This is a genomic window from Pyxidicoccus sp. M6 (assembly GCF_055568925.1).
Window position 1 is genome coordinate 1,280,895 of the sequence record NZ_CM145714.1, and the last position, 22,421, is coordinate 1,303,315.

Consider the following 22,421-nt stretch of genomic DNA (forward strand, 5'->3'; position numbering starts at 1 on the left):
GCCCCACGTCCCTGTCGCGGCCCGCATCCGTGGCCGAACCCTCCGCGCCCGAGTCCACCGAGGCAGAGGCGCATGCGCGCGAGGGCTCCGGGGTGAACACCCTCATCGGCGTGGATGACGAGCAAGCACGCTCCGATGCCGACGCTGCGCGCTCACGTTCCGGTGCATCCGGTCCTGGCGGTGAGCACGCGGGCACTCGCTTCGATGCCTCTGTCCGGCTTCGCGGCAGCGACGCGGAGGAGCGCCTCGCCTTCCTCTCCAGCGCGGGTGAGCTGCTGTCCTCGTCGCTGGAGTGGCGCACGGTGCTGCGGCGGCTGGCCGAGCTGACGGTGCCGGTGCTGGCGGACTGGTGCGTGGTGGACTTCCTCGCCGACGACGGCCAGGTGGAGCGCGTGGCCGCGGCGCACCGCGAGCCGGAGAAGGTGGCCCTGGTCCACGAGCTGTGGCGCCTGCGTCCCCCGGACCTGTCCACTCCCGGCGATGTCTCCGAGGTGCTGCGCACCGGCGCGCCCGTGTTCCTGCCCGAAGTCTCGGACGCGATGCTGCCGGGAATGCTGCGTGTCCCCGAGCAGCTCGAGGTCGCGAGGCGGCTCGGCGTCCGCGCCGGCATCTTCGTTCCGCTGCGGGCCCGGGGCCGCACGCTCGGCGCCGTCGCGCTGATTCGGAGCGAGGAGGGCGATGGCTTCCACGAGACGGAGCTGGAGCTCGTCCTGGAGCTGGCCCGCCGCGCCAGCCTCTCGGTGGACAACGCGCTCCTCTACGCCGAGGCCCGCGAGGCGCAGCTTCGCACCGAGCGGCTCCAGGCCGTCACCGCGGCCCTGTCCCGGTCCGTCAGCGCGGAAGAGGTGGCCGAGGTGGTGATGCGCGAGGGGCTCGGCGCGAGCGGCGCGGTGCGAGGCGCCGTGCTGGAGATTCGGGAGGATGACGGCATCACCGTGCGAGGCTCCTTCGGCTACACGCCGGCGCACCTCGAGCACCTCCGCGCGCTGAAGGCCTCCGAGGCGACGCTGCTGCGCCAGACGCGCGAGCGCCGCGAGCCGCACTGGTTCACGCACCTGGAGCCGATGTTGCCCGTCTCGGACCATGCGCGGCCCGAGGCGGAGCGCCTGGGCGAGGGCGCACGGGCCCTGCTGCCGCTGCTGGTGGAGAGGGGCGTGCGCGGCTTCCTGGCCCTGGCCTGGGATGCGCCGCGCGCCTTCGTCCCCGCCGAGCGCGCCTTCCTGGAGGCCCTGGCGTACCAGTGCGCGCAGGCCCTGGAGCGGGCCGCGCTGTACGAGACACTGCGGGAGCGCGGCGAGCGGTTGCACCACGCGCTGGAGATGGGGAAGGAGGCCGAGGAGCGGCTGTTCTTCCTCCTCGACGCGAGCCGCGCGCTGGCCGAGCACCTGGACGACGTGGAGTGGACGCTGGAGCACGTGGCCCGGGCAGCGGCGCGAGGCGTGGCCACCTGCTGCCTCGTGGAGCTCGCGGGGCCGGACGGAGCCCTGCGCTGCGTGGCCGCCGCCCACAGGGATTCGGCACGCGACGCCGTCGTGCTGTCCACGCTGTCGCCGATGATGAGCGAGGGCACGCTGCACCTGTCGTACGAGTGCTTCCACACGGGGGAGACGCGCTACCTGCCGGAGGTGGGCGAGGACCTGCGCGAGCGCATGTGGCAGGGGCCGGAGCACCGCGCGCTGCTGGAGGTGCTCAACCCGCACTCGCTGCTCTCCGTGCCGATTCGCACGCGTGGGCGCACGCTGGGCGTGATTACGCTGGGGACCGCGCCGCCGCAGCGGAGGCTGGTCACCTCGGACGTCACGATGGCGGAGGAGCTGGCGCGGCGGGTGGCGGTGGCGCTGGAGAACGCGTCGCTCTATCGCGACGCCCAGGCGGCGGTGCGGCTGCGCGATGAGTTCCTCTCCGTGGCGAGCCACGAATTGAAGACACCGCTGACCAGTCTCAAGCTGCAGCACGGGCTCATCGACCGTGCGCTGAGCACCGAGGCGCGCGAGAAGGTGGCTCCGAAGTTGTCCACGGCGATGCGCCAGGTGCACCGGCTCACGACGTTGGTGGACAGCCTGCTGGACGTGAGCCGTATTTCTTTGGGGCGTCTGGCGTTGGAGCCCTCGGACGTGGACCTGGGGCAGGCGGTGCGGGACGCGGTGGACCGGATGGAGGAGGTGTTCGCCCAGGCCGGGTGCACGGTGCGCGTGGACGTGCCGGGCCCGCTGCCGGGGCGGTGGGACTCGCTGCGGCTGGACCAGGTGTTGGTGAACCTGCTGACCAACGCGGCGAAGTACGGCGCGGGGCGGCCCGTGGTGGTGGAGGCCGCGCCCGAGGGCGACACGGAGGTGCGGCTGTCGGTGCGCGACGAGGGCATCGGCATCGCGGCGGAGGACTTGTCGCGCGTGTTCGGCCGCTTCGAGCGCGCCGTGTCGGAGCGGCACTACGGCGGGCTTGGGTTGGGGCTCTACATCAGCCGGCAGATTGTGGACGCGATGGGAGGCCGCATCGAGGTGGAGAGCCGCCCCGGAGCGGGCTCCATCTTCACCGTGAGGCTGCCGCGCGGGACTCCTCGCGCAGGAGGGTGAGCGCCCTTTCCAGTACTTCGTCACGGCCGGAGCGCAGGCCGCGCACGGTGGGCCGTACCTCCACGTCGGGACGCAGGCCCACGCCCTGCACGGCGCGGCCGTCGGGCGTCTCGAAGCGCTGGCCGGTGAAGAGGACGCAGACGGCACCGGGCAGGCACACGTTGGTGGTGTCACCCACGGCGCCCGCGGTGGAGCTACCCACCAGCGTCGCGCCCGAGGCGGCTTGAATCATCATCGCCGTGTACTCGCCCTGGCTCAGCGTGCGCTCGTCGACGAGCACCACCACACGTCCCCGGTAGAGCGGCTTGTCGGTGGTGGGCATCGGTTCCGGGTGGCGCACCTCGCGCCGCTCGCCAGCGGACAGCAGCGGCCGGGAGATGAGGGCGGACGTGGTGGCACTCCGTGTGTTGAGTCGGGGCGCTAGTGCCCAGGCGCTACCCTGCGGATACCCACGCAGGTCGAGCACGAGCGCGCGCGTGTCCTTCATCACGTCGAGCATCGCGTCCACACTCTCCGCGCGCAGGAGTCGTAGGTCCACGTAGCCCACGCCACCGTCCAGCTTCTTCCACGGCGTGGGGCTCTCCGGGGGCGGACGAAGGAAGGGGAGGAAGTCCTTCGAGCGGAGCAGCTTCGACTCCTTCATCCGGCCGTCGGGGGACTGGAGCATCATCACCACTGGCGAGCCCTCCGCGCCCGCGAGCAGCAGGCTCGCCACGCGCTCCATCCGCGCGGCGGCATGCGAAGCTCCGAGCAGCGCACCGAGGTGCTCAACCCGGGTGGCCACGGGCTCGCCGTTCACGGACAGCACCTCGTCACCCACGGAGATTCCGGCGGCGCGAGCGGCCTCGGGCACGGGAAGCTCCGTCACCAGGAAGTGGCCGTCCACGGCGCGGAGCACGAGCGGCGCGCTGGCCTCCGCGAGCGAGCGCATCGGCACGCCGCCCTCCGCGACGAAGATGTGTCCGTCATTCACCCGGGCCGTGAGCGCGTAGAGGACGCGCGTGTACGCGGCGGCATCCACCGCCTCGCGAGCTCGTGAGAGGAACGTAGGCAACACCGAGTCCCAGTCACCGAGCGCCTTCGGGTCCGGATGGAAGAAGCGCATCACGTTCCAGAAGCGGATGACGGCGAGCATGCGGTAGGGCTCGGCCGGGTAGGGCATGGCCTCATAGGCATTGTCCGGGCCGCCGATGGGCAGGGCCGCGTTCTGCACGGAGGTATGTGAGGGCCCCTTCGACGTGCCCGAGCGCAACAGCCGCAGCGCCGCCTGGAACGCGGGGCCGGAATCCCGTTCATCCGAAGTCTCGGGAACGGTGACGTCCGCGCGAAGGCCCGCGGAGCCCGGAGGGAAGGCGAGCTCCGAGGCGCGCACCACCGCGCGGTATCCGCCGGGGAGGGGAACCTGCTGGACCTGAACCGCGGACGATTCATCGAGCGGCCCCTGCGACACGAGGAACGTGCGAGGCGAGCCACGCATCGCCAGCAGCAGCGGTGACAGCGGCGTACGGCCATTGACGAGGAACGCAACGGAGCGCTTCGGCGTGCCGGGAGCGGGAGCGAAGGTGCGAGCCAGCCGCGTCTCCACCGAAGCGGAGTAGCCGCCCGAGCTGGGACCGAGCTGCACCGGAAAGCCGGAGTACACACGGAAGCGTTCGGCCGGAGCCGTCACCTTCTCCGAGGGAAGTGAGCGCTCCAGGAAGCCGAGCGCCATTCCCATCCAGTTGGCTTCGTTGGGACCACTGGCGCGAAGGTCCACGATGACACGGCGAGCCTTCGCCAGCTCGGGAGCCAGCGCGGTGACGAGCGGAAAGAGCTCATTCAGGTTGGCATAGGTGCGGTCCAGGTCGATGACGAGCACGTCACCGGACCAACGAGAGAACGGGCCCGGGGCCTCACGGGTGGCCTCTCGAACGGGCGCGGATGGCGCCTCACGCTCCACGCGGGTGAGCGGGTCGTCGAGACGGCGGAGCATCGAGCCCACCGCCTCGGCCAGAGCATCGGGTGTCTTCGCGGCGGTGGCCTTCGGCAGCGCCTCGACGAGGGCGGCATCCCAGTCCACCTCGCGGAACGCGAGCGCGGGATGCACATACTTCACCGTGCCCCAGACACGCCCCATCGCGGCGGCGTTCTCCATCGCGGGCTCGGGCTTGCTGTCCTCTGCGGCCCAGACGGGGGCAGCCCCGAGCACCACCGCCAACACAACGGCACACCACGGCCATGCCGGCGCACGCCAGCTCCTCACGCTTTCCAAGGACACCTCCTGGTGGCGGGCCCAGACACCGCCACCCGGAGAAAGGTTCCGCGGAAGACTTCAGACGGGAGGAATGGGCAGGTCGAGCTGGTGGGCTACGCGGACCACGGGCGGGACGAGGTGGTTCATCGCGTCGTAGGACAGCCCCGCGAACTCCTGGCGCGCATTGAGGAGGCTTCTGACCGCTCGCTTCCATTCTGTCTGCGCGTCGGCGGTTCGGTCGTCGCGAATGGCCAGGAGGACGCCTTCGAGCTTCGGTTTGACGTGCTCCTCGACGTGCTGGCCATACAGGTCGAGCATGTCCGGTCGGTCGAGGCGACAGACCTTGATGGTTTGCGCTCCCTTGCGGCTCCCGTTGCGTGGCCGGGGCATCCATCTCCCCGTGCCTGCCGCGCCCAGCGCGGTCCAGACGAACTGGATGTGCTCGATGCCTGATTCCGAGGCTGGATCGATGAGCAGTGGCCGCTCTCCGCCCGGAGGCATCTGCTCGGGCATGAGCGGCTCGCTACCGGGAGCGAGCGGAAACTTGTCCAGCTTCGCGGGCGACTGATTGCAGTTGCGGCAGGAGAACAGCAGGTTCTCCCAGGTCCACGCGAGCCACCAGTAGCCGTGTTGCTCCGCGCAGCCCGGAGTGCGTACGGCGCGAGTCTTGGGGCGGAAGTGCTCGACGTCGTTCCGCTTCATCTGCTCGCGGTGCTCGCAGTAACAGCACTTGGCGTGTTGGGCCCGCCAGAGCGCCTCCTGGACGACCTGATACTTCGTGCCGATTTCCTTGGACGAAGGCGCTCGCGTAGCGGTGATGGCCCGGACGCGCGGCAGCTCGGCTTGTCGGACTTGTGCGAGCGCGGTGGGCTCCACGCCTCGATTCACACGAATCATGGAGTCTTCTTGCCCGGCTCCGTGTCAGAGGGAGGCGTCTGCTCGCGGGGAATGGGTTCCCAGCCGGGGTCCACGCCCGCGTCGGCCAGCTTCTTCTGAAGCTCGCGCATCTCCTGGTCCTCGGCGTCGCTGCGCATCGGGTCCGCGATGAGGAAGCTGTACCGGCGGAGGTCCTCACCGAGTTGGGTCGGGTAGAGCCGGTCGATGCCGAAGAAGGTCCGATAGATCTCGCTCCCGGTCAGCAGCGCGGGTTCCTCTGGGCTCTGCTCCGCTACGACGTTGCCCTCGTCATCCATCTTCAGCAGGACGACCTCCTCCCGCTTCAGTCCTGGCAGGACCATGGGGGAGTGCGTCGTCACGATGAATTGGAGCCGGGGGAAGACGCGCTTGAGCGTGGGAATCAGCCGGAGCTGCCACTTCGGATGGAGGTGCAGGTCGATTTCGTCGATGAGGACGAGACCTTCCATCTCATCAAGAGGCACTGGGCCTCCAGCCTCCCAGAAGAATTGGCCGATGATGTCGGCAATCCACGCGATGGTGCTCTGGTAGCCCTGCGAGAGCCAGGTGGCGGGGAGTTGCACCGTCTGTCCGCCGAGCTTCAGGCCAAAGCGGTGTTTCTCCACGAGGTCTGCCGCGGACTTCGCGCTCCCTCGTCCGCGCATCTCCACATCCATGGCGTGGGGCAGCAACTGACTTTCGACAAGTGCAGCGCGCAGGGCTCGTGTGAATTCGCTGGGGTCTTCGAGGAGATCCGCGAAGCCCGTCCCAATCAGCCGCCCTCGGTCGAATAGCGGGTTCAGTCGGCTCAGGACGGGGTCATCGGACTGCTCGCTACCGAGTGGTCGCGGTAGGAGTCGCGAGGTTCCGTAACCCGCGACGAACCAGTGCGAAAGGTTTCGGGCTCGCGCCTCTTCAATAGGAGGTGCTTTGACAGCAACTTCGTCACCCGGCAGATCGTAGTGCGAGAGCCCGTTGATGATGCTGTGCCCGGGTGAAATGAAGAGACCCGAGTAGATGAAGGGGGGAGCCACCGGGCGCGAGGCAACAAGCCCCGGGTACTCCCGTACGGCATGCCTCACTCGGCCAAAGGTGAAGGTCGCACCAATCTCGACCTTCTCGTTGACGGCCCTCCGGTCTGGAAGAGAAGGAACATCCGCCAGTTGGTTGGCGCGAACGTAGCCGCTCGCCGCCATGGCGATGGCTTGCAAGATGCTCGTCTTGCAAAGACCGTTCTCCCCAAGGAGTACCGTCCACATCCGGGGGCTTCCATCCTCATTCGTGCAGGACAGGTGGAAGCTGCTCAGGAGCTTGAGCTTCTGCAGTGTGATGCCGGCGAGGTACATGAGAGGCGGTGCCGGAGCAGACGTGCTCCGAGCCCGGCGCATCATAGTGCCACCGCGCCAAACCCCGCCGATTACTTCGCTCCACCGTGCCCGCCAGACCCACGGAAGTGGGCCCGGCGGGCCACGGTTCCACGCTCACCCGCGCTGCTCGTGCTGGGGCCCTCGGGGTGGCGGGCCCTGCTCCTTCAGCGCGTGGTACTCCGCGTCTTCGAACACCCGTGAGCGGATGAGGAACCGCACGCCCTCGGGGGCTTCCACGGAGAAGCCGCTGCCTCGTCCCGGCACCACGTCCACCGTCAGGTGCGTGTGCTGCCAGTACTCGAACTGCGGCCCCGAGATGTAGAACGGCGTGTCCACCACCGTGCCCAGGTACACGTCCTGCTGTCCCACGCGGAACTCGCCGCGTGGGAAGCACATGGGGGCGCTGCCGTCACAGCAGCCCCCCGACTGGTGGAACAGCAGCGGCCCGTGCACCCCCTGCAACTTCCGCAGGAGGCTCTCGGCCGCCGGTGTCACCGTGACTCGCTCGACGCGCATCTCTCAGAACAGGCCCGTCGGCTTCGGGTCGTAGCTCACCAGCATGTTCTTCGTGTGCTGGTAGTGCGACAGCATCATGCTGTGGTTCTCGCGCCCGATGCCCGACTGCTTGTACCCGCCGAAAGCCGCGTGCGCCGGATACTGGTGGTAGCAGTTCACCCAGACGCGGCCCGCCTGAATCGCCCGGCCCATCCGGTACGCCGTGTTCTGATCGCGCGTCCACACGCCCGCGCCCAGGCCGTACAGCGTGTCGTTCGCCACCGCGAGCGCGTCGTCCGTGTCCCGGAACTTCGTCACCGACACCACCGGCCCGAAGATTTCCTCCTGGAAGATGCGCATCCGGTTGTGGCCCTCGAACACCGTCGGCTCCACGTAGTAGCCCTCGGCCAGCGCGCCGGGCATCGCCTTGCGGCCGCCGCCCGTGAGCACCTTCGCGCCCTCCTTCTTGCCGATGTCGATGTACGAGAGAATCTTCTCCAGTTGGTCGTTCGACGCCTGCGCGCCCACCTGCGTCATCGTGTCCAGCGGGTTGCCCTGCACCAGCTTGCGCGTGCGCTCCAGCGCGTGGTGCATGAACTCCTCGTAGATGCGTTCGGCCACCAGCGCGCGGGACGGGCAGGTGCACACCTCGCCCTGGTTGAGGGCGAACATGGTGAAGCCCTCAACCGCCTTGCGCGCGAAGTCGTCGTCCTTCGCGAACACGTCCTCGAAGAAGATGTTGGGCGACTTGCCGCCCAGCTCGAGCGTCACCGGAATCAGGTTCTCCGACGCGTACTGCATGATGAGCCGGCCCGTCGTCGTCTCACCCGTGAAGGCCACCTTCGACACGCGCTTGCTGCTCGCCAGCGGCTTGCCCGCCTCGATTCCGTACCCGTTCACCACGTTGACCACGCCGGGTGGCAGCAAATCGCCGACCAGCTCCATCAGCAGCAGGATGGTGGAGGGCGTCTGCTCGGCGGGCTTGAGCACCACGCAGTTGCCCGCGGCCAGCGCCGGAGCGAGCTTCCACGTGGCCATCAGCAGCGGGAAGTTCCACGGGATGATTTGCCCCACCACGCCGAGCGGCTCGTGGAAGTGGTACGCCACGGTGTGGTCGTCGAGCTGGCTGATGGCGCCCTCTTGCGCGCGGATGGCGCCGGCGAAGTAGCGATAGTGGTCCACCGCCAGCGGCAGGTCCGCCGCGAGCGTCTCGCGCACGGGCTTGCCGTTCTCCCAGCACTCCGCCACCGCGAGCGTCTCCAGGTTCTGGACGATTCGGTCGGCAATCTTGTTGAGGATGTCCGCGCGCTCGGCGACGGAGGTGCGGCCCCACGCGTCCTTCGCGCGGTGCGCGGCGTCCAGGGCCTTCTCCACGTCCTCGTGGTTGGAGCGCGGGACTTCACAGAACGGCTTCCCATTCACCGGGCTGATGTTTTCGAAGTACTGGCCCCGGACGGGCGGGACGAACTCACCACCGATGTAGTTGCCGTACCGGTTCTTGAACTTCACCAGGCTGCCCTGCTGCCCCGGAGCTTCATAGACCTTCGACATGCGCAACCTCCTGCGTCGGCGGTGAGGGTGAGGACTGCGGAGGATGGGCCTCCCCGCAGTCGCACGTCCCTGACCCCACGGGGCCGGTTCGCGTTCGGAAGTGGTCAGCCGCGCCGCGTCAGCGAGGGGCGCGTGCTTCACGGCCGCTGCTGTGCGTGCAGGGCGCGGATGCGCTCCCAGCGCGCACGGACGCAGGGGAGGACGGATTCCGCATCCTCGTCCCGCGGCTCGCCCAGGTCGCACCGCTCCGTGCCGGGCCGCCCGTCCACCCCGAACCGGATGCTCAAGAGGTCCAGGGCATCCTGGGTGAACGAGAGTGGGTGGCGCCGGATGTCCCCGAGCCGCTCTTCCACGAGCGACGCGGCGATTCGGTCGATGTCCGGGTCCGCGTAGCCGTTCAACAGCAGGAGCAGCTCGGGCAGGGCCGCCATCCACCGCGAGTCCGAGCCGCGGGGGTCCGCGATGACGCTGGAGGCGATGCGCCGCTGCGTCACGGGGCTCACGAGCGGCGTCGCTGGCACGGAGAGGGGCTCGTCGGGGCTGTTCCTCCACGGAATGTCCCTGTCGTAGACCTCCCCCAGTGCATCCGTGCGCGTGGCCCGGTGCAGGAGCCCGAGCGCATTCCACTCGCGCCAGGCCTGCTCGTGCTCGGGGTGTTGGGCATGTAGCGTGAGTGCCTCCTTCACGCGCTCCCGCCAGGCCGGCACGTCCTCTCGCGCGAGCGCCCGTTCGGAGAGATAGCCCGCCGTCCGCCAGCCCTCGTCGCTGGAGCTGAGGAAGAGGAGCAGGGTGTGGTCCCTTCCGAGGCGCTCCGGGGCGTGGCGCAGGCCATCCCAGTCCACTCCCGAGGCGACGGTGAGGCGCTTCACGGGCGCTCCCTTCCAGACCTCGAGCACCTCGACCTCCACCCAGTCCCGGGGCGCGAGAAACTGGAGGGCTTCGCGGATGGCGCGGTCGCTCTCCGTCTCTGAAGGAGGCGCGACGTCGTAGGGGGTGCCTTCCACGTGCCAGGTCCGCACCACCCGGCCGAGGACGATGCGCTCGGCCTCCGCGGTGAGCTCCCAGGTCGACCTGGGCCTTTGGATACAAGCGTGTCCCGCTCCAGGGGGCAGCGCCACCAGGACCGCGACCAGTGCCACTCCGAGCTGCTTCCATGCCGTCATGCGTGCCTCCCGAGGAGTCGACGGCGGGGACGGTACGGAGGCGTGGCGTCGCAATCCTCACGGAACCCTCATGGTTCCGGCATGGAGCGGGGCGTGCCGTGGAGGCTCCGGCTTCAAGCGCCCGCGGCGCCGTGGTAGCCCTTCAGGGGCATGCTCCCGTACGAAGCGCTGGAGGCCGAGGCCCGCGCTCGGCTGCCCGAGGCGGTGTTCGACTACTACGCCGGTGGCGCTGGCGAGGAGTCCACGCTCGCGGACAACATCGCCGCGTGGACGCGCGTGCGCCTCCGTCCGCGCGTGCTGCGCGACGTGTCCTCCGTGCGCACCGCCATCGAGCTGCTCGGCACTCCGCTCGCCTCGCCCGTGCTCGTCGCGCCCACCGCGTTCCACTCGCTCGGGCACCCGGAAGGGGAGCTGGCCACCGCGCGCGGGACTCGCGAGGCGGGCTCGCTGCTGGTGCTCTCCTCGCGCGCCTCGCGCAAGGTGGAGGACGTGGCCGCCGTGGCGGGACCCTGGTGGCTCCAGGTCTATGTCTTCAAGGACCGGGGCCTCACCCGCGCGCTCGTGCAGCGCGCAGTGGCCTCGGGGGCCCGTGCGCTGGTGCTCACCGGGGACACGCCGGTGGTGGGCCGCAAGCGCCGCGACCGGGGCGACGCCGCGCTGCCTCTTCCCGAGGAGGACTTCCTCGCCAACCTCGAGGGCCTCACCCGCCGCGAGCTCGCCGAGCAGGCCACCGACGCCACCTTCGTGGACATCCACTGGCTGCGGGATTTGTCCGGCCTACCGGTGCTCGTGAAGGGCGTGCTGCGCGCCGACGACGCGCGCGAGTGCCTGCGCCATGGTGCGTCCGGCCTCATCGTCTCCAACCACGGCGGACGTCAGCTCGACGGCGCGGTGTCCACGGCGGACGCCCTGCCCGAGGTGGTGGAGGCCGTCGACAACACCGTCCCCGTCCTCGTTGACGGCGGCGTGCGCACCGGGCGGGACGTGCTGCGCGCCCTGGCGCTCGGTGCCCGGGCGGTGCTCGTGGGCCGGCCCGTGCTGTGGGGCCTCGCCACCGGCGGCGCGGATGGCGTGCGCGGCGTGCTGGACGCGCTGCGCGAGGACACCGTGCGTGCGCTCGCGCTCGCCGGTGTGTCGGACGTCTCCGCCGTGGGGCCGGACCTCGTCGCGCCGAACCGCCTCCGTTGACCCCAGGTCCACCGTCAGTGACGTGAACCCCTCAACCGGCGTCCTCCCAGGATGCGCTACTCCACGGTTCCACGGCGGCGATTGCCAGGCGCCACGGATTGCGGCATGCGAATGCGCCGAGCTGGGGAACAATGCCGCCCCCATATGGCAACTCCAGTGACGACATCGGGCCCCTCGCGGGGGCTCCCCGCGTCGAAGGTGCTCTCCGTCTCCGCCCTGCGAAAGGCCTACGGCGCCACCGTCGCCGTGGACGGCGTCTCCTTCGACGTGGGCCGCGGCGAAATCGTCGGCCTGCTCGGGCCCAACGGCGCCGGCAAGACGACCACCATCAACATGCTCCTCGGCGTGCTCGAGCCCACCTCCGGCTCCATCCGCATCGAGGACATCGACCTGGAGCGCCAGCGCTCGCAGGCCCTGGAGCGCACCAACTTCGCCGCCGTGTACTCACCGCTGCCGGGCAACCTCACCGTCGCCCAGAATCTGCGCGTCTTCGGCCTCATCTACGGCGTGAAGTCCCTCGCCGCGCGCATCGCCGAGTTGCTGGAGCAGTTCGACCTGGTGCGCTTCCGCGACACCCGCTGCGGCGTGCTCTCCTCCGGCGAGCAGACGCGCGTCGCCCTGGCCAAGGCCATGCTCAACCGCCCGCACCTCTTGCTCCTCGACGAGCCCACCGCGTCCCTGGACCCGTCCACCGCGCGAGACATCCGCGGCCGCATCCGCGACTTCGCCGCCGAGGGCGCGGGCGGCGTGCTGTGGACGTCCCACAACATGTACGAGGTGGAGGAGGTGTGTCACCGCGTGCTCTTCCTCGCGCGCGGCAGGGTGCTGCTCGAAGGCGACCCGAGGACGCTGCCCCGCGAGCACGGCAAGGCCTCCCTGGAGGAGCTCTTCATCGCCGTGGCGCGCGAGCCGCTCTCGCTGGAGAGGGCCTGACACCATGCGCCTGTCCCGTGCCTATGCCATCGCCCTGCGCCACTACTACCTGATGCGCGGCAGCGTGGCCCGCTTCCTCCCGCTCTTCGCGTGGGTGGCCATCGACATGGTGCTGTGGGGCTTCATGAGCCGCTACCTCAACAGCGTGGCCGCCCCCGGCTTCAACTTCGTCCACACGCTGCTGGGCGCCGTGCTCCTCTGGGACTTCTTCACCCGCGTCATGCAGGGCGTGACGATGGTGTTCTTCGAGGACGTCTGGTCCCGCAACTTCCTCAACGTCTTCGCCACGCCGCTCTCCATCTCCGAGTACGTCGGCGGGCTCGTGCTCTCCAGCATCGCCACCAGCGCGGTGGGCCTGGGCGTCATGCTCCTGCTCGCCACCACCGTGTTCGGCCTGTCCTTCGCCGCGTACGGCGCGCTCTTCGTGCCCTTCCTCCTCGTGCTGTTCCTCTTCGGCATCGCCATCGGCATCTTCGGGTGCGCGCTGGTGCTGCGGCTGGGGCCGGCCTCGGAGTGGTTCGTCTGGCCCATCCCCGCGCTGATTTCCCCCTTCGCCGGCGTCTTCTACCCGCTGGCCACGCTGCCCGAGTGGATGCGCGCCGTGTCGCGGGTGCTGCCGCCGTCGTACGTGTTCGAGGGCATGCGCACGCTCGCCTCCGGCGGCCACTTCGACGCCACCGCGCTGCTGTGGGGCGCGGGCCTCGCCGTGGTGCAGATTCTCCTCGCCAGTGCCTTCTTCGCGCGTGTCCACCGACACGCCGTGCGCACCGGCCTCATCGCCCGCTACAGCGCCGAAAGCGTGAGCTAAAGGTTCATTTTTCCAGCACATCTGTCCGGTTCAGAAGTGACTCAGCAGCGTGGCCGGTGGCCGTGCTGGCGGGTCTTTTCGCAGCAGTGGCTGTACCGGCGGGGGGCTGGCACCTGGATGGACCGCTCATGGCGGCTCCGGACGCGATGCTCGACCCGCTGCCCTCCCCGGGCATCCGGACGTGGCTCTCGGAAGGAACGCCTGACGGTGGGTGGCCCCGCCGCCGTTGCAGCGCCCGAACACCTGTCACTGGAGAACGTGATGCGACGCCTCAACCTCGTTTCCTCGTCCGCCCTGATGGTGGCCCTGTGCACGCTGCTGGCGTGCGGCGGCTCCCCGAAGCAGAACGAGGAGCCCACCTCCCCGAACGACCCCCAGAGCGGCGGGCTGGAGAGCGCGCCCGCGCCTTCCGAGGACCCGTCTGCTCCGGCGGAGGAGGGCGGTAACGCCGCTCCGAACAATCCGGTGGGCAACGGCAAGGTCACCATCTGCCACATCCCTCCGGGCAATCCGGCCAACGCGCACACCATCATCGTGGGCTTCCCCGCGGTGGCGGCCCACCTGCGGCACGGCGACACGGCGGGCGCCTGCGGCAGCGACGGCGGCACCGGCGGCGAGGTGGACGCGGGCACCGGTGGTGAGACGGACGCGGGCACCGGCGGCGAGACGGACGCGGGCACCGGCGGTGAGCCGGACGCCGGCGCTCCGGTGTGCGCGCCCGAGGGCGCGTTCTGCGAGAGCAGCGGGGACTGCTGCGAGGGCCTGACCTGCACCTCTGAAGGCGTCTGCGAAATCGACATCGGCTGACACGCCCGCCTCACCTCGGGATGCCTTCCTGACACGTCAAGTCAGGGAGGCCCCACCACACGCGTACACCCTGGACGCGTGCGCGTAGCCCCCGGACGCCGCCCTCACCGGCGTCCGCCGGGCCCTCTTCCGATTCGAGGGATGACCTCTCGGAAGCGGCCCTCCTCCCCGCGGCCCGGAAGCACGCGCGAGGCGCGCCCGCCCGCGTCACCGGCCCCGTCAGCTCCGCGACACTCCGTCATCCATCCACGCACCCGGGCACACCCTGCTCCGGGTTTTTCGCGCTTTCAGGCCCGAAAACTTCGGAAGCCCCGCGCGCGGTGCAGGGCTGTGGCGTGTTCCGCACAACAATGTGCGCGCACTGCGTTTATGAGAGGTGGGTGGAACATCGCGCTGGGGTGAGGGCGGCGGTAATGTTTTCAACCGGCTGGCTGTAGTTTCTCCAGCACGGGAGTGGGGGCCCATGAGACTCACCGAGCTGAGGTCCTGGCGGCACTGTCCGAAATCCGAAGCAGATCAACGCCTTGCTGTGGAAGCCCCGTAAGGAGGCGGTTGAATCCTCCCTGGCACGTGTCTCGCAGTGGTCCCCGCCGCCTCGCCTCACACGGCTGTTCCCACCCCCGACTGTGTACGCTCCATCCGCCATCGCCCTCTGCTCCTGCGTCCCCGCGCACGCCGACCTCAGCGAGTGCCCCACCTGGGTGCGCGCGCATCGAGACACGCCCGTGGACGGAGGCACGATGTTGTTCGCCGGCGGTACGCCCGCGGGCTCGGTGGTGACGCACACGCCGGTGCCCGCGCCGTTCCAGCTCGTGGGCAAGCAGCTTGGCCACTTCCGGCTGCTGAAGGAGTTGGGCCGCGGCGGCATGGGCACGGTGCTGCTCGCGGAGCACGCGCTCATCCAGAAGCGCGTGGCCATCAAGGTGCTGCACGCGCACCTCGCGCAGGACCCGGACCTCGTCCAGCGCTTCCTCTCCGAGGCGCGCACGCTGACGCTCGTCCAGCACGAGAATGTCGTCACGCTCTATGACCTGGACACGCGCGACGGGCGCCCCTACCTCGTCATGGAGTACCTGGAGGGGCAGAGCCTCGCATCCTTCGCGCAGGGGGCGCTGACGCCCGCCGTCGCGGTGGACCTGCTCACCCAGGTGTGTGACGCGCTGGGCGCCGCGCACGTGCACGGCATCGTCCACCGCGACTTGAAGCCGGCCAACGTCTTCCTCGTGCCGCTGCCCAATGGGCGCCAGCGGGTGAAGCTGTTGGACTTCGGCATCGCCAAGCTGCTGTCGCGGCCGGCGGGCCAGCTCACCACGGAAGCCGGCATGCTGCTGGGCACGCCGGAGTTCATGGCGCCCGAGCAATGCGGCGACGCGACGGTGGACGCGCGCACGGACATCTACGCGGCGGGCGTGCTGGGCTACTTCCTCGTCACCGGGCAGGTGCCCTTCGCGGGCCGCACGGCGGCGGAGGTGCTCATCGGTCACCTGCAGAAGACGCCGGTGCCGCCGCACCAGGTGAACCCGGCGGTGCCTCCGGCGCTCTCGCGCGTGCTCCTGCGCGCGCTGGCCAAGCACCCCGCGGACCGCTACGCCACCGCCGCCGAGCTGCGCGCGGCCCTCGTCGCGTCGCTCACCGCCGCGCCCGAGCCCGCCGCGCCCGTCACCTTCAGCGCCCGCGTGAAGCTGGCCGGCGCGCCGCAGTCCCAGGAGCTGCGCTGCGAGTGGATGGGCCGCGCGGGCCTCTTCCTCCACTCCGAAAGCGTGCCTCCGCCGCTCCTGTCCGACGTGGGGCTGCTCCTGCGGCTGCCCGGCGGCGAGCTGGCCTGCACGGGCCAGGTGGTGCGCCACGTCACCGCGGAGCAGGCCCGCGCCTGGCGCATGGTGCCCGGCTTCGGCGTGCAGCTTCGCGACACGTCGCCCGAGTTCCAGGAGGCGCTGGCGCGCATGAAGTCCGGCGCGCGCCTGGAGCCGCCCACTCCGGTGCCCTTCTCCGGCCAGGAGGACGCCGTCGCGGAGCGCACCCTCAAGGGCTTCCGCTCGCGGCTGACGGGGGACCACTACACGGCGCTGGAGCTGCCGCGCGACGCTTCCTCCGAGGCCGTGCGCACCGCCGTGCAGAAGGCGCGCGCGGCGCTGGAGCCGCTGAAGTCGCGCACCCTCTCCCTGGCGCAGCGCGCGCAGTTGGAGCGGGCCGAGGAGCGCATCCAGGCCGCCTCCCAGGTGCTGGGTCACGTGGAGCGGCGCGCGGAGTACGACGCGAGCCTGGGCAACGTGGAGGGCGTTGAGCGCTGCCTCGCCGCGGGCCTCACCGTCACCGCGCTGGAGAACTGCCGCCGCCGCTTCCTCACCGCGAATCCCGGCCGTGACGGCCGCGCCGCCGTGCACCGTCTGTCCGGCGATGCGCTCGCGTCCGTGTCCCGCTTCGAGGAGGCGCTCGCCGCCTACGAGGCCGCCGTGCGGTTGGACCCGTTGGATTTGGAAGGCCTCAAGCGCTGGCGCTCGCTCCGCACGCGGATGCGCAACACGCCGGTGCCGCGGTAGTTGAGTTGACTGCTACCGGGCGGCCGGGGTGGCCTCGGCGGTGCGCTCCTTCTGGTGCAGCGCCGTCAGCCTCCGGGCCAGCTCCTCGCCCTGCACGCTCTTGGTGATGTAGCCGTCCGCGCCGGACGCGCGGGCCAGCGCGCGCAGCTTGGACTCGTCCGAGGCGGAGTAGAGGATGAACTTCGTCGCCGCCGGGGCCTGCGAGCGCGCCAGCGCCAGCACCTTGTCTCCGGTGAGCGCGGGGATGTTCACGTCCAGCAACACCAGGTCCGGCGTGGACGTGCGCACGAGGTTGGACACGCCCAGCGACGAGCGATGGGTGCGGACCTCGAAGCCATAGGCGGACAGCGTCCGCTCGGCGAGGGTGAGTTGGTCCTGGTCGTCGTCCACCACGAGGACGCGAATCTTGGTTTCCGGCATGGCCCCTCCCCCTTGAGCGTGCGGATTGGATGCAGGAGCGAAGTATCCCGCAATCCCCACCCGCGTGTCGCCACCCCCCTCGGGTAACCCCGGGCTGGGTGGACAGCACCCCGGACTCACTCCCGCAAAGCCTGCTTTCCCAGGGGGCTTGGATGGGACGGCAGGAGAGCAGGGGTGCTCAGGCCTCCTCGTCAGGACAGATGGTCAGCCATCTCCATGAAGCCGCGCGGCTCGAACCGCTCGCGGAGCAGGTCAGCTTCACGCGACGGCTGCGTTGATGCGCACGGCCAGGGCAATGCCTCCAATCAGGAGCGGTGCCGCGCCGCCTCGCGGAAGAATTGAGTGAGAGAATAGTCCAGCAGCGACTGACGAGACTCCATGTACCGGCGGGCACGGAGGAAGGGCAGCCAGACGCGGGGGCCAACGTGTACCTGCGATTCCTCCAGTTTCTTGCGCGGTATCCACCGCCCGCCAAGGCGCCTCACCAATACTCCGCCAAGGTAGGCGCCCACGGCAGGCACCGTGTGCTCGTCGATGAGCTTCCGCTCGTACCTCTCTGGGAAACGCTCTCGCCAGAAGTGGAAATCGAGGTCGGTCAGTGACTCCGGCTTCGCTTCGAAGAGGGAGGCCACCGAGGTGTGCAGCGCAGCGACCAGGCTCTCCGCCAGACTGCCGTAGTAGCCGAGGGAGCGCTCCAGGCTGTCTACGTCGGGTGGAAGGGCAACTGGAAGCCACTCCTCCGGCTCGGGGGGGTGGTACGCGTTGAATTCGGCAATCTTCCGCTGCCGCTCGCTGATGGCGAACTCGTCCGGCAGGCGCGAGAGGAGCGGTGCCACGTCCGGATGGAAGCGGGGCTCTACCGGAACAAGCGCGGCGCTGCGCTCACGCAGGGTGCGCAGCACGGTGTCGAAGTTGAGGTCCGGCCACAGGTGGGCCTGGGCGTGGGCCTGGGCCACTCGCGCTTCGTCGCTCGCGAAGTCCGCAACAGTGGGGCGCAGTACAAGGAGCACGGCGCCATTGGGAAGTTCCTCAAGCCGGTGCGCAGGTGTCGACAGAACTCGCTTTCGGCCAACTGTCTCCACCAGTCCTGGACCGAAGATGTTGAGCCAGCATACCTCATGAGTCTTGTCGTCGCCCGCTCGCCGAGCCGCTTCGACTTCGCGTTCGAAATAGGGAGCATGCGACAACTGCTCTTCGGAGAGACTGGTCGCAGTGGAGTGCGTGGTTGGATAGTCACGGGCCCATGCACGGACCAGTTCGATGAAGCCATGACACCTTTCCACGTCCAAGAAGAAGGAGAGCGGTTTCAAGGTGAGGGTAACGGAGAGCTCAGGAACGCCTGGCGGAAGCTTGAGCCAGACCGCCATATCCAAGGCGGGGCTCTTTGTTCGATAGAGTCCGACGGTGGAGCTCTTTACTCCACGCACTTCTTCCACGGCTTTGAGGAATGAGTCGCGCGAATACTTTCGTTGCCGTTTCCCCTCAACGAGGTCAGGCATCCAGTCCCCCGCCCAGGACTCAAGAGCTCGCAGAAATGGGAGCAACCCATTCTCAAGCGAAGACATCTCGCCAAGTCCAGCCTTGAAGCTGAACACAAACTGGTCATCCGGCCTCAGTTCGTAGATTCCCAACGGCTTCATTGAAACATCACCTCCACACCTTCAACCTCGTCTGCAACTCTCCCCATTGCCCGAGCCACAACGTCTTGCCGGTCGGGTTTGAGTGCACCACCCTCGTATACAACACGCACTCTTTGGACGCGCGCCGACTGCTGTAGGCCTGGCCGTCGTATTTCGAGGGTATCGCCGTAATACTCCAACGTTGCACTCGCGTCCGCCACCATCTGTGCACTCACCTCGGTCGCGCGCATCTGCGAGAAGTCCCGGCTCTTGAAGCTGAATGTCTCCACACGGGGCGGCTGACCAGCAGGCGGGCGTTCCTCGATGACAAGCGCGTCCGCGAAGCGGAGGTCCGCCTTCGCCACACCCACGTGCGTCAAGACTCGAGGTTGGTTGAAGTCCTTCAACCACTGGCGCTGGGCCCGTGGAAGTGCTGCGTCCTTTTCCAGGATGGAGAACATGAGACGCTCGAAGGCCAGGCCCCGGGCGTACCGCGTCCGCATGACCTGGTAGCTCGCCCACTCCAAGGGGCCCTTGGCCGCAGTGCCCTGCTCGACTTCAGCGGTCCTCTTCTCCAGGTACGACACGTAGTCGGGCCAGAGCGGATGGGCTTCAGTTCCGGGAGGAGCGGCAGCCTGTAGCGCCTTGCGATGCTGATTCAGGACCTTCACGTCCATCGGTAAGCGCGGCCCTCCGGCCTCAGCCTCCGCCTGCTGGAACCTGGCCTCCGCCACCTCTGCCACGATTCCGGCCGACTCTTGCGACAGGGCGGGGGGGCGGCTGCTTCTCGTGCCAGTGCCGCCGCTCGTTGACATGGCCGTCGGGCGCTCGCGATACGCCTCCGCCAGCAGGGCCTGAGCCTTCGACACATTGCCTCGGGCTTCATGGATGGCCATCGCGCCCTCCCGTCCCTCGGCCGCCACGAAATAGCCGACGGAACGTTCGCCCCGGATGAGCGCGGAGAGCTCGCGAGCCGCATCACCACCGAGCCTCTCTTCCAAGTGCTTCACGACGGTCTTCAGCGATTCCGCATCAAGCGCTGCGAGGCGCAGTCCCCCGCCTCGTCCGGCGCCGCTGGACTCCGCATGGGCCCGAGCCCCCTTTCCTCCGGCGTACAGCGCCACCGCCAACGCAGCCGGCGCCAACTCCCGCGCGGCCTGCTCGTACCTGCCCTGGTACAGCGACTGCGCCCCGTGTCCTGCGCCAGCCACGAGGTGGTAGAAACCCAGCGGCACGCCGAACGTCAGGTGGTCGAAGGCCCCAAGCGCCGTGCTTCCAGGCGCGTAGTGCCGCTCCATCAGCGCCCGCTCCACCTCGTCGAGGGCGGACTGGTAGGGCGGCGGCAGCTGCCCTCGCTTCGCGGTGAAGCCCTGGTACCGGGCCCCGTCGCTCACCAAAGAGCTGGAGAGTGCATCCTGGCTCGCGCGCCCCAGTCCTCGGAGCACATCCGCCGCGCGCTCTTCTCGGTCAGGGTACTCGGAGAGCTCCAGCCCACGCCGCTGTAGCTCCTCACGGACAGCAGCCATCTGCCCCAACGTGTCCCCCAGCTGCTTGCCGTCCCTCAGCAGGTGCAGGAGCTGGCGTAGCTCGTCGTCGAAGGAGGCGTGGAGGACGAAGAGAGCAAAGACTTCCGCTCGGGGGAGTCCGTATCTCTCGGTGGCGTTGACGAGGAATGCAGCCCGCTTGTGAGTGAGAGTTTCCGAGGACTTCTCATCCATCGGGCCGAGGGCGCCCAGCCGGACGGCATTCCAGTCGGAGAGGGCCTCCACCAGGCGCGGCATGTCCACCGTGCGCTGCAGGGCCACGAAGGCCGCGGGGCTGGTACACCCGAGGAAGGGGGCCAGCACCGCTTCTTCCGAGTCCAGGTGGGGCCAGCCGGAGGGCACCTCACCGCATACGGCGGCAGTGGCATGAGGCGTCCGTAGCGGCGCCGTCTCCCCCCCAGCCCGCGCCCTGCGGCTGGGTGGGAAGGCGGCGGTACAGCGGCCCCTCGTCCTCCATTCCAGAGGATTCCTCCGGGAGGCTGGCGGTGGCGGCGGCACTCAACCCGCGCGCAGGGGATAGGCCCGGGGCGTATGACAGGGTCGCGGCGTGCCCGCTCGAGGACGACGGCAGCGAGGCGCAACCCGTGGCGAAGAGGGCAGCGGCCAACCCCAGGCCCACGCCACGAAGCAGCCGAGTCTCAGCGCGCATTGTCCACTCCCATGCCCACCGAGACGAAGCCACCCGGGCGCAGTGCACCCTCCGGCGTCGGGTACAGCAGGGTGCCGCTCTGCCCCAGCGCGTACAGCCCTCCGCCAAACACGCGCCATTGCACCTCACCTGCAGCCAGGTAGCGCGTGCCCGGCTGGCCCGCGCCCACCGCGACGCCGTGCAGGGCCACTTCCAGGGCGCGGTGGAAGAGTTGCAGCCCCAGGCGCCCGTCCACGTCCACCCGGCCCCAGGTGAAGGCCTCCAGGCCCAGGGTGAGGAGCAGGTGCCGCTGCACCACTTCTCCCAACCCCACCGCGTCCCAGCCCAGCAGCAACTCGCCGTAGGCCGAGTACCCTTCCGGGAAGGAGACGTCCGCCAACGGCTGGCCGGAGGTGCCCGCCGCCTGGAAGCGCGCCAACTCGTAGTCCGGGCCGAAGTAGCCCTGCCGGAAGCCCCCGTGCTGCCTGCGTACCTCCAGCCGCGCGCGCAAGTCCAGCGTCGGTGACAGCGCGTCCACGCCCGCGCCCGCCACCGCTCCCCACGCGCCTCCCTCGCCCGGGCGCCCGCCCCACCCGGCGAATACCTGCGCTTCGAAGCCCCTCTGGCTGTCTCGTCGCGACGCCACGACGACGGTGCCGTCCACGTGCGCCAGCGTCACCGGCTTCGACGCGCCTCCCGCCTGTCCCCAGTCATGCACCGCGGACACCGCCAGCGCATAGCGTCCTGGCCGCCGGGCCCGGCCGAAGAGGACGTGCTGCACGTCCAGCGCGACTTCCGCGCCCAATAGGCGCGCGCCCAGGAGGTCCGAGGTGAAGGCCTCCGTGTACAGCGGCCCCGCGCTGCCCGTCAGCACCACTCCCGCCGGGTGGTAGTCCAGATTGCTCCGGTTGGAGTAGTGCCTCACCAGGTGCCCGGACAGCAGGCTGTACCTGTCCAGCGCGCCTCCCCACAGGGCCACCCGAGACGACTCATTCCCCAACCGGAAGAAGCGCAGCCACTGGCCCCAGTCGGACGGCGTGTCCCAGTCCTCCTTCCGCACCAGGCCTCCGCCCCCACCACCACCCCACAGCCGCAACCGCACCGGGGCCCCCAGGTTGAGGCCCAGCTTCGGACCTCCGTCCACCACGGCCTGTGGCTCCACCAGAAGGAAGCCTGCCTCCTCGCCGGCACCATGCCGTGGCAGCAGCGTCAGTGCTGTCGCCTCCATCCGCAGCAGGTACTTCCACCGACGGGTGGCAGGCTCCTCCCGTTCCAGCTCCGGTACACGAGGTGGCTCTTCCCGGGGGGCCGTCATGGACGCCTCCTGCTCACCGGTGAGCGGAGGCTCCGTGGCGTTCTGTGCCCATGTGAGTCCAGGCGACAACAGCAGTGTCAGCGCGGCCCAGCATCGCTCCAATTGCATACACGTCTCCTGTGAGCGTCCAGGCAGGTGACGTAACGACGTACGTCTGACATGCGATGCGGCGTGCTGTCGTGGTGCTGCGACAGCGGTGTTGCGAAACCAGGTCGGAAGGCAACGGCAGCGCCTGTGCCACCGATAGCAAGAGCGTGAAGCTCTCGATGCTCTCCACCACGAGGTACAGCCCCTGCGTCATGAAGAGACCATGGACGCGGGCCCGAATCTGAATCGGGCTCAC

Annotated in this window: 16 protein-coding genes; 6 read left to right on the forward strand and 10 right to left on the reverse strand. The window is 69.4% G+C overall.

The window, feature by feature from the left end:
* The first annotated feature begins 29 nt into the window (after positions 1–29).
* A complete protein-coding gene (locus ACVTJA_RS05460; RefSeq protein WP_465834385.1) occupies positions 30–2,573 on the forward strand; it encodes a GAF domain-containing protein in 2,544 nt (847 codons plus the stop codon).
* Here ACVTJA_RS05460 and ACVTJA_RS05465 read toward each other — a convergent pair.
* From ACVTJA_RS05465 to ACVTJA_RS05490, 6 genes are all read right to left on the reverse strand, one after another.
* A complete protein-coding gene (locus tag ACVTJA_RS05465; protein ID WP_465840317.1) occupies positions 2,530–4,764 on the reverse strand; it encodes a S41 family peptidase in 2,235 nt (744 codons plus the stop codon). The two genes, ACVTJA_RS05460 and ACVTJA_RS05465, sit on opposite strands and share 44 nt — an antisense overlap.
* A gap of 120 nt (positions 4,765–4,884) precedes the next feature.
* Positions 4,885–5,703 (reverse strand): hypothetical protein, encoded by an 819-nt coding sequence (locus tag ACVTJA_RS05470; RefSeq protein ID WP_465834386.1) that lies wholly within the window; start codon positions 5,701–5,703, stop codon positions 4,885–4,887.
* On the reverse strand, positions 5,700–7,046 hold the full coding sequence (locus ACVTJA_RS05475) for an AAA family ATPase (protein WP_465834388.1): 1,347 nt from the start codon (positions 7,044–7,046) through the stop codon (positions 5,700–5,702). The genes ACVTJA_RS05470 and ACVTJA_RS05475 overlap by 4 nt, the downstream gene beginning before the upstream one ends.
* A 135-nt stretch (positions 7,047–7,181) precedes the next feature.
* The gene (locus tag ACVTJA_RS05480) at positions 7,182–7,583 is read right to left on the reverse strand and encodes a DUF779 domain-containing protein (RefSeq protein ID WP_465834390.1); all 402 of its coding nucleotides are present in this window, start codon (positions 7,581–7,583) and stop codon (positions 7,182–7,184) included.
* A gap of 3 nt (positions 7,584–7,586) precedes the next feature.
* The gene (gene exaC, locus ACVTJA_RS05485) at positions 7,587–9,113 is read right to left on the reverse strand and encodes an acetaldehyde dehydrogenase ExaC (RefSeq protein ID WP_465834391.1); all 1,527 of its coding nucleotides are present in this window, start codon (positions 9,111–9,113) and stop codon (positions 7,587–7,589) included.
* A gap of 137 nt (positions 9,114–9,250) precedes the next feature.
* Positions 9,251–10,117, reverse strand: coding sequence for a hypothetical protein (locus tag ACVTJA_RS05490; RefSeq protein WP_465834392.1), 867 nt, complete (start codon positions 10,115–10,117; stop codon positions 9,251–9,253).
* A 309-nt stretch (positions 10,118–10,426) separates the two neighbouring features.
* Here ACVTJA_RS05490 and ACVTJA_RS05495 point away from each other — a divergent pair, with 309 nt between their 5' ends.
* The 5 genes from ACVTJA_RS05495 to ACVTJA_RS05515 all read left to right on the forward strand — a co-directional run bounded on the left by ACVTJA_RS05495 (position 10,427) and on the right by ACVTJA_RS05515 (position 16,552).
* Entirely contained in the window at positions 10,427–11,464 is a 1,038-nt protein-coding gene (locus ACVTJA_RS05495) for an alpha-hydroxy acid oxidase (RefSeq protein ID WP_465834393.1), read from the forward strand.
* A gap of 144 nt (positions 11,465–11,608) precedes the next feature.
* Positions 11,609–12,397, forward strand: coding sequence for an ABC transporter ATP-binding protein (locus ACVTJA_RS05500; RefSeq protein WP_465834395.1), 789 nt, complete (start codon positions 11,609–11,611; stop codon positions 12,395–12,397).
* Positions 12,398–12,401: 4 nt separating this feature from the next.
* Entirely contained in the window at positions 12,402–13,205 is an 804-nt protein-coding gene (locus ACVTJA_RS05505; protein ID WP_465834396.1) for an ABC transporter permease, read from the forward strand.
* A gap of 261 nt (positions 13,206–13,466) precedes the next feature.
* The gene (locus ACVTJA_RS05510) at positions 13,467–14,012 is read left to right on the forward strand and encodes a hypothetical protein (RefSeq protein ID WP_465834397.1); all 546 of its coding nucleotides are present in this window, start codon (positions 13,467–13,469) and stop codon (positions 14,010–14,012) included.
* A gap of 701 nt (positions 14,013–14,713) precedes the next feature.
* Positions 14,714–16,552 carry a protein kinase domain-containing protein gene (locus ACVTJA_RS05515; protein WP_465834398.1) on the forward strand — a complete coding sequence of 613 codons (1,839 nt, stop codon included), beginning with the start codon at positions 14,714–14,716 and terminating at the stop codon, positions 16,550–16,552.
* A gap of 12 nt (positions 16,553–16,564) precedes the next feature.
* On the opposite strand, the gene ACVTJA_RS05520 is transcribed toward ACVTJA_RS05515, so the two are convergent.
* The 4 genes from ACVTJA_RS05520 to ACVTJA_RS05535 all read right to left on the reverse strand — a co-directional run bounded on the left by ACVTJA_RS05520 (position 16,565) and on the right by ACVTJA_RS05535 (position 22,186).
* Entirely contained in the window at positions 16,565–16,972 is a 408-nt protein-coding gene (locus ACVTJA_RS05520) for a response regulator (RefSeq protein WP_465834399.1), read from the reverse strand.
* A gap of 305 nt (positions 16,973–17,277) precedes the next feature.
* Positions 17,278–18,612 (reverse strand): hypothetical protein, encoded by a 1,335-nt coding sequence (locus tag ACVTJA_RS05525; RefSeq protein WP_465834400.1) that lies wholly within the window; start codon positions 18,610–18,612, stop codon positions 17,278–17,280.
* Positions 18,609–20,438, reverse strand: coding sequence for a hypothetical protein (locus ACVTJA_RS05530; protein ID WP_465834402.1), 1,830 nt, complete (start codon positions 20,436–20,438; stop codon positions 18,609–18,611). The genes ACVTJA_RS05525 and ACVTJA_RS05530 overlap by 4 nt, the downstream gene beginning before the upstream one ends.
* A gap of 335 nt (positions 20,439–20,773) precedes the next feature.
* Positions 20,774–22,186, reverse strand: a complete 1,413-nt coding sequence (locus ACVTJA_RS05535; protein ID WP_465834403.1) for a hypothetical protein — start codon at positions 22,184–22,186, stop codon at positions 20,774–20,776.
* Positions 22,187–22,421 lie beyond the last annotated feature (235 nt).

Excerpts from the sequence above, each read along its gene's own strand:
- ACVTJA_RS05470 (WP_465834386.1), bottom strand. The coding sequence starts at position 5,703 with ATGATTCGTGTGAATCGAGGCGTGGAGCCCACCGCGCTCGCACAAGTC.
- ACVTJA_RS05475 (WP_465834388.1), bottom strand. The coding sequence starts at position 7,046 with ATGTACCTCGCCGGCATCACACTGCAGAAGCTCAAGCTCCTGAGCAGC.
- ACVTJA_RS05480 (WP_465834390.1), bottom strand. The coding sequence starts at position 7,583 with ATGCGCGTCGAGCGAGTCACGGTGACACCGGCGGCCGAGAGCCTCCTG.
- exaC (WP_465834391.1), bottom strand. The coding sequence starts at position 9,113 with ATGTCGAAGGTCTATGAAGCTCCGGGGCAGCAGGGCAGCCTGGTGAAG.
- ACVTJA_RS05495 (WP_465834393.1), top strand. The coding sequence starts at position 10,427 with ATGCTCCCGTACGAAGCGCTGGAGGCCGAGGCCCGCGCTCGGCTGCCC.
- ACVTJA_RS05500 (WP_465834395.1), top strand. The coding sequence starts at position 11,609 with ATGGCAACTCCAGTGACGACATCGGGCCCCTCGCGGGGGCTCCCCGCG.
- ACVTJA_RS05505 (WP_465834396.1), top strand. The coding sequence starts at position 12,402 with ATGCGCCTGTCCCGTGCCTATGCCATCGCCCTGCGCCACTACTACCTG.
- ACVTJA_RS05510 (WP_465834397.1), top strand. The coding sequence starts at position 13,467 with ATGCGACGCCTCAACCTCGTTTCCTCGTCCGCCCTGATGGTGGCCCTG.
- ACVTJA_RS05520 (WP_465834399.1), bottom strand. The coding sequence starts at position 16,972 with ATGCCGGAAACCAAGATTCGCGTCCTCGTGGTGGACGACGACCAGGAC.
- ACVTJA_RS05525 (WP_465834400.1), bottom strand. The coding sequence starts at position 18,612 with ATGAAGCCGTTGGGAATCTACGAACTGAGGCCGGATGACCAGTTTGTG.
- ACVTJA_RS05535 (WP_465834403.1), bottom strand. The coding sequence starts at position 22,186 with ATGCAATTGGAGCGATGCTGGGCCGCGCTGACACTGCTGTTGTCGCCT.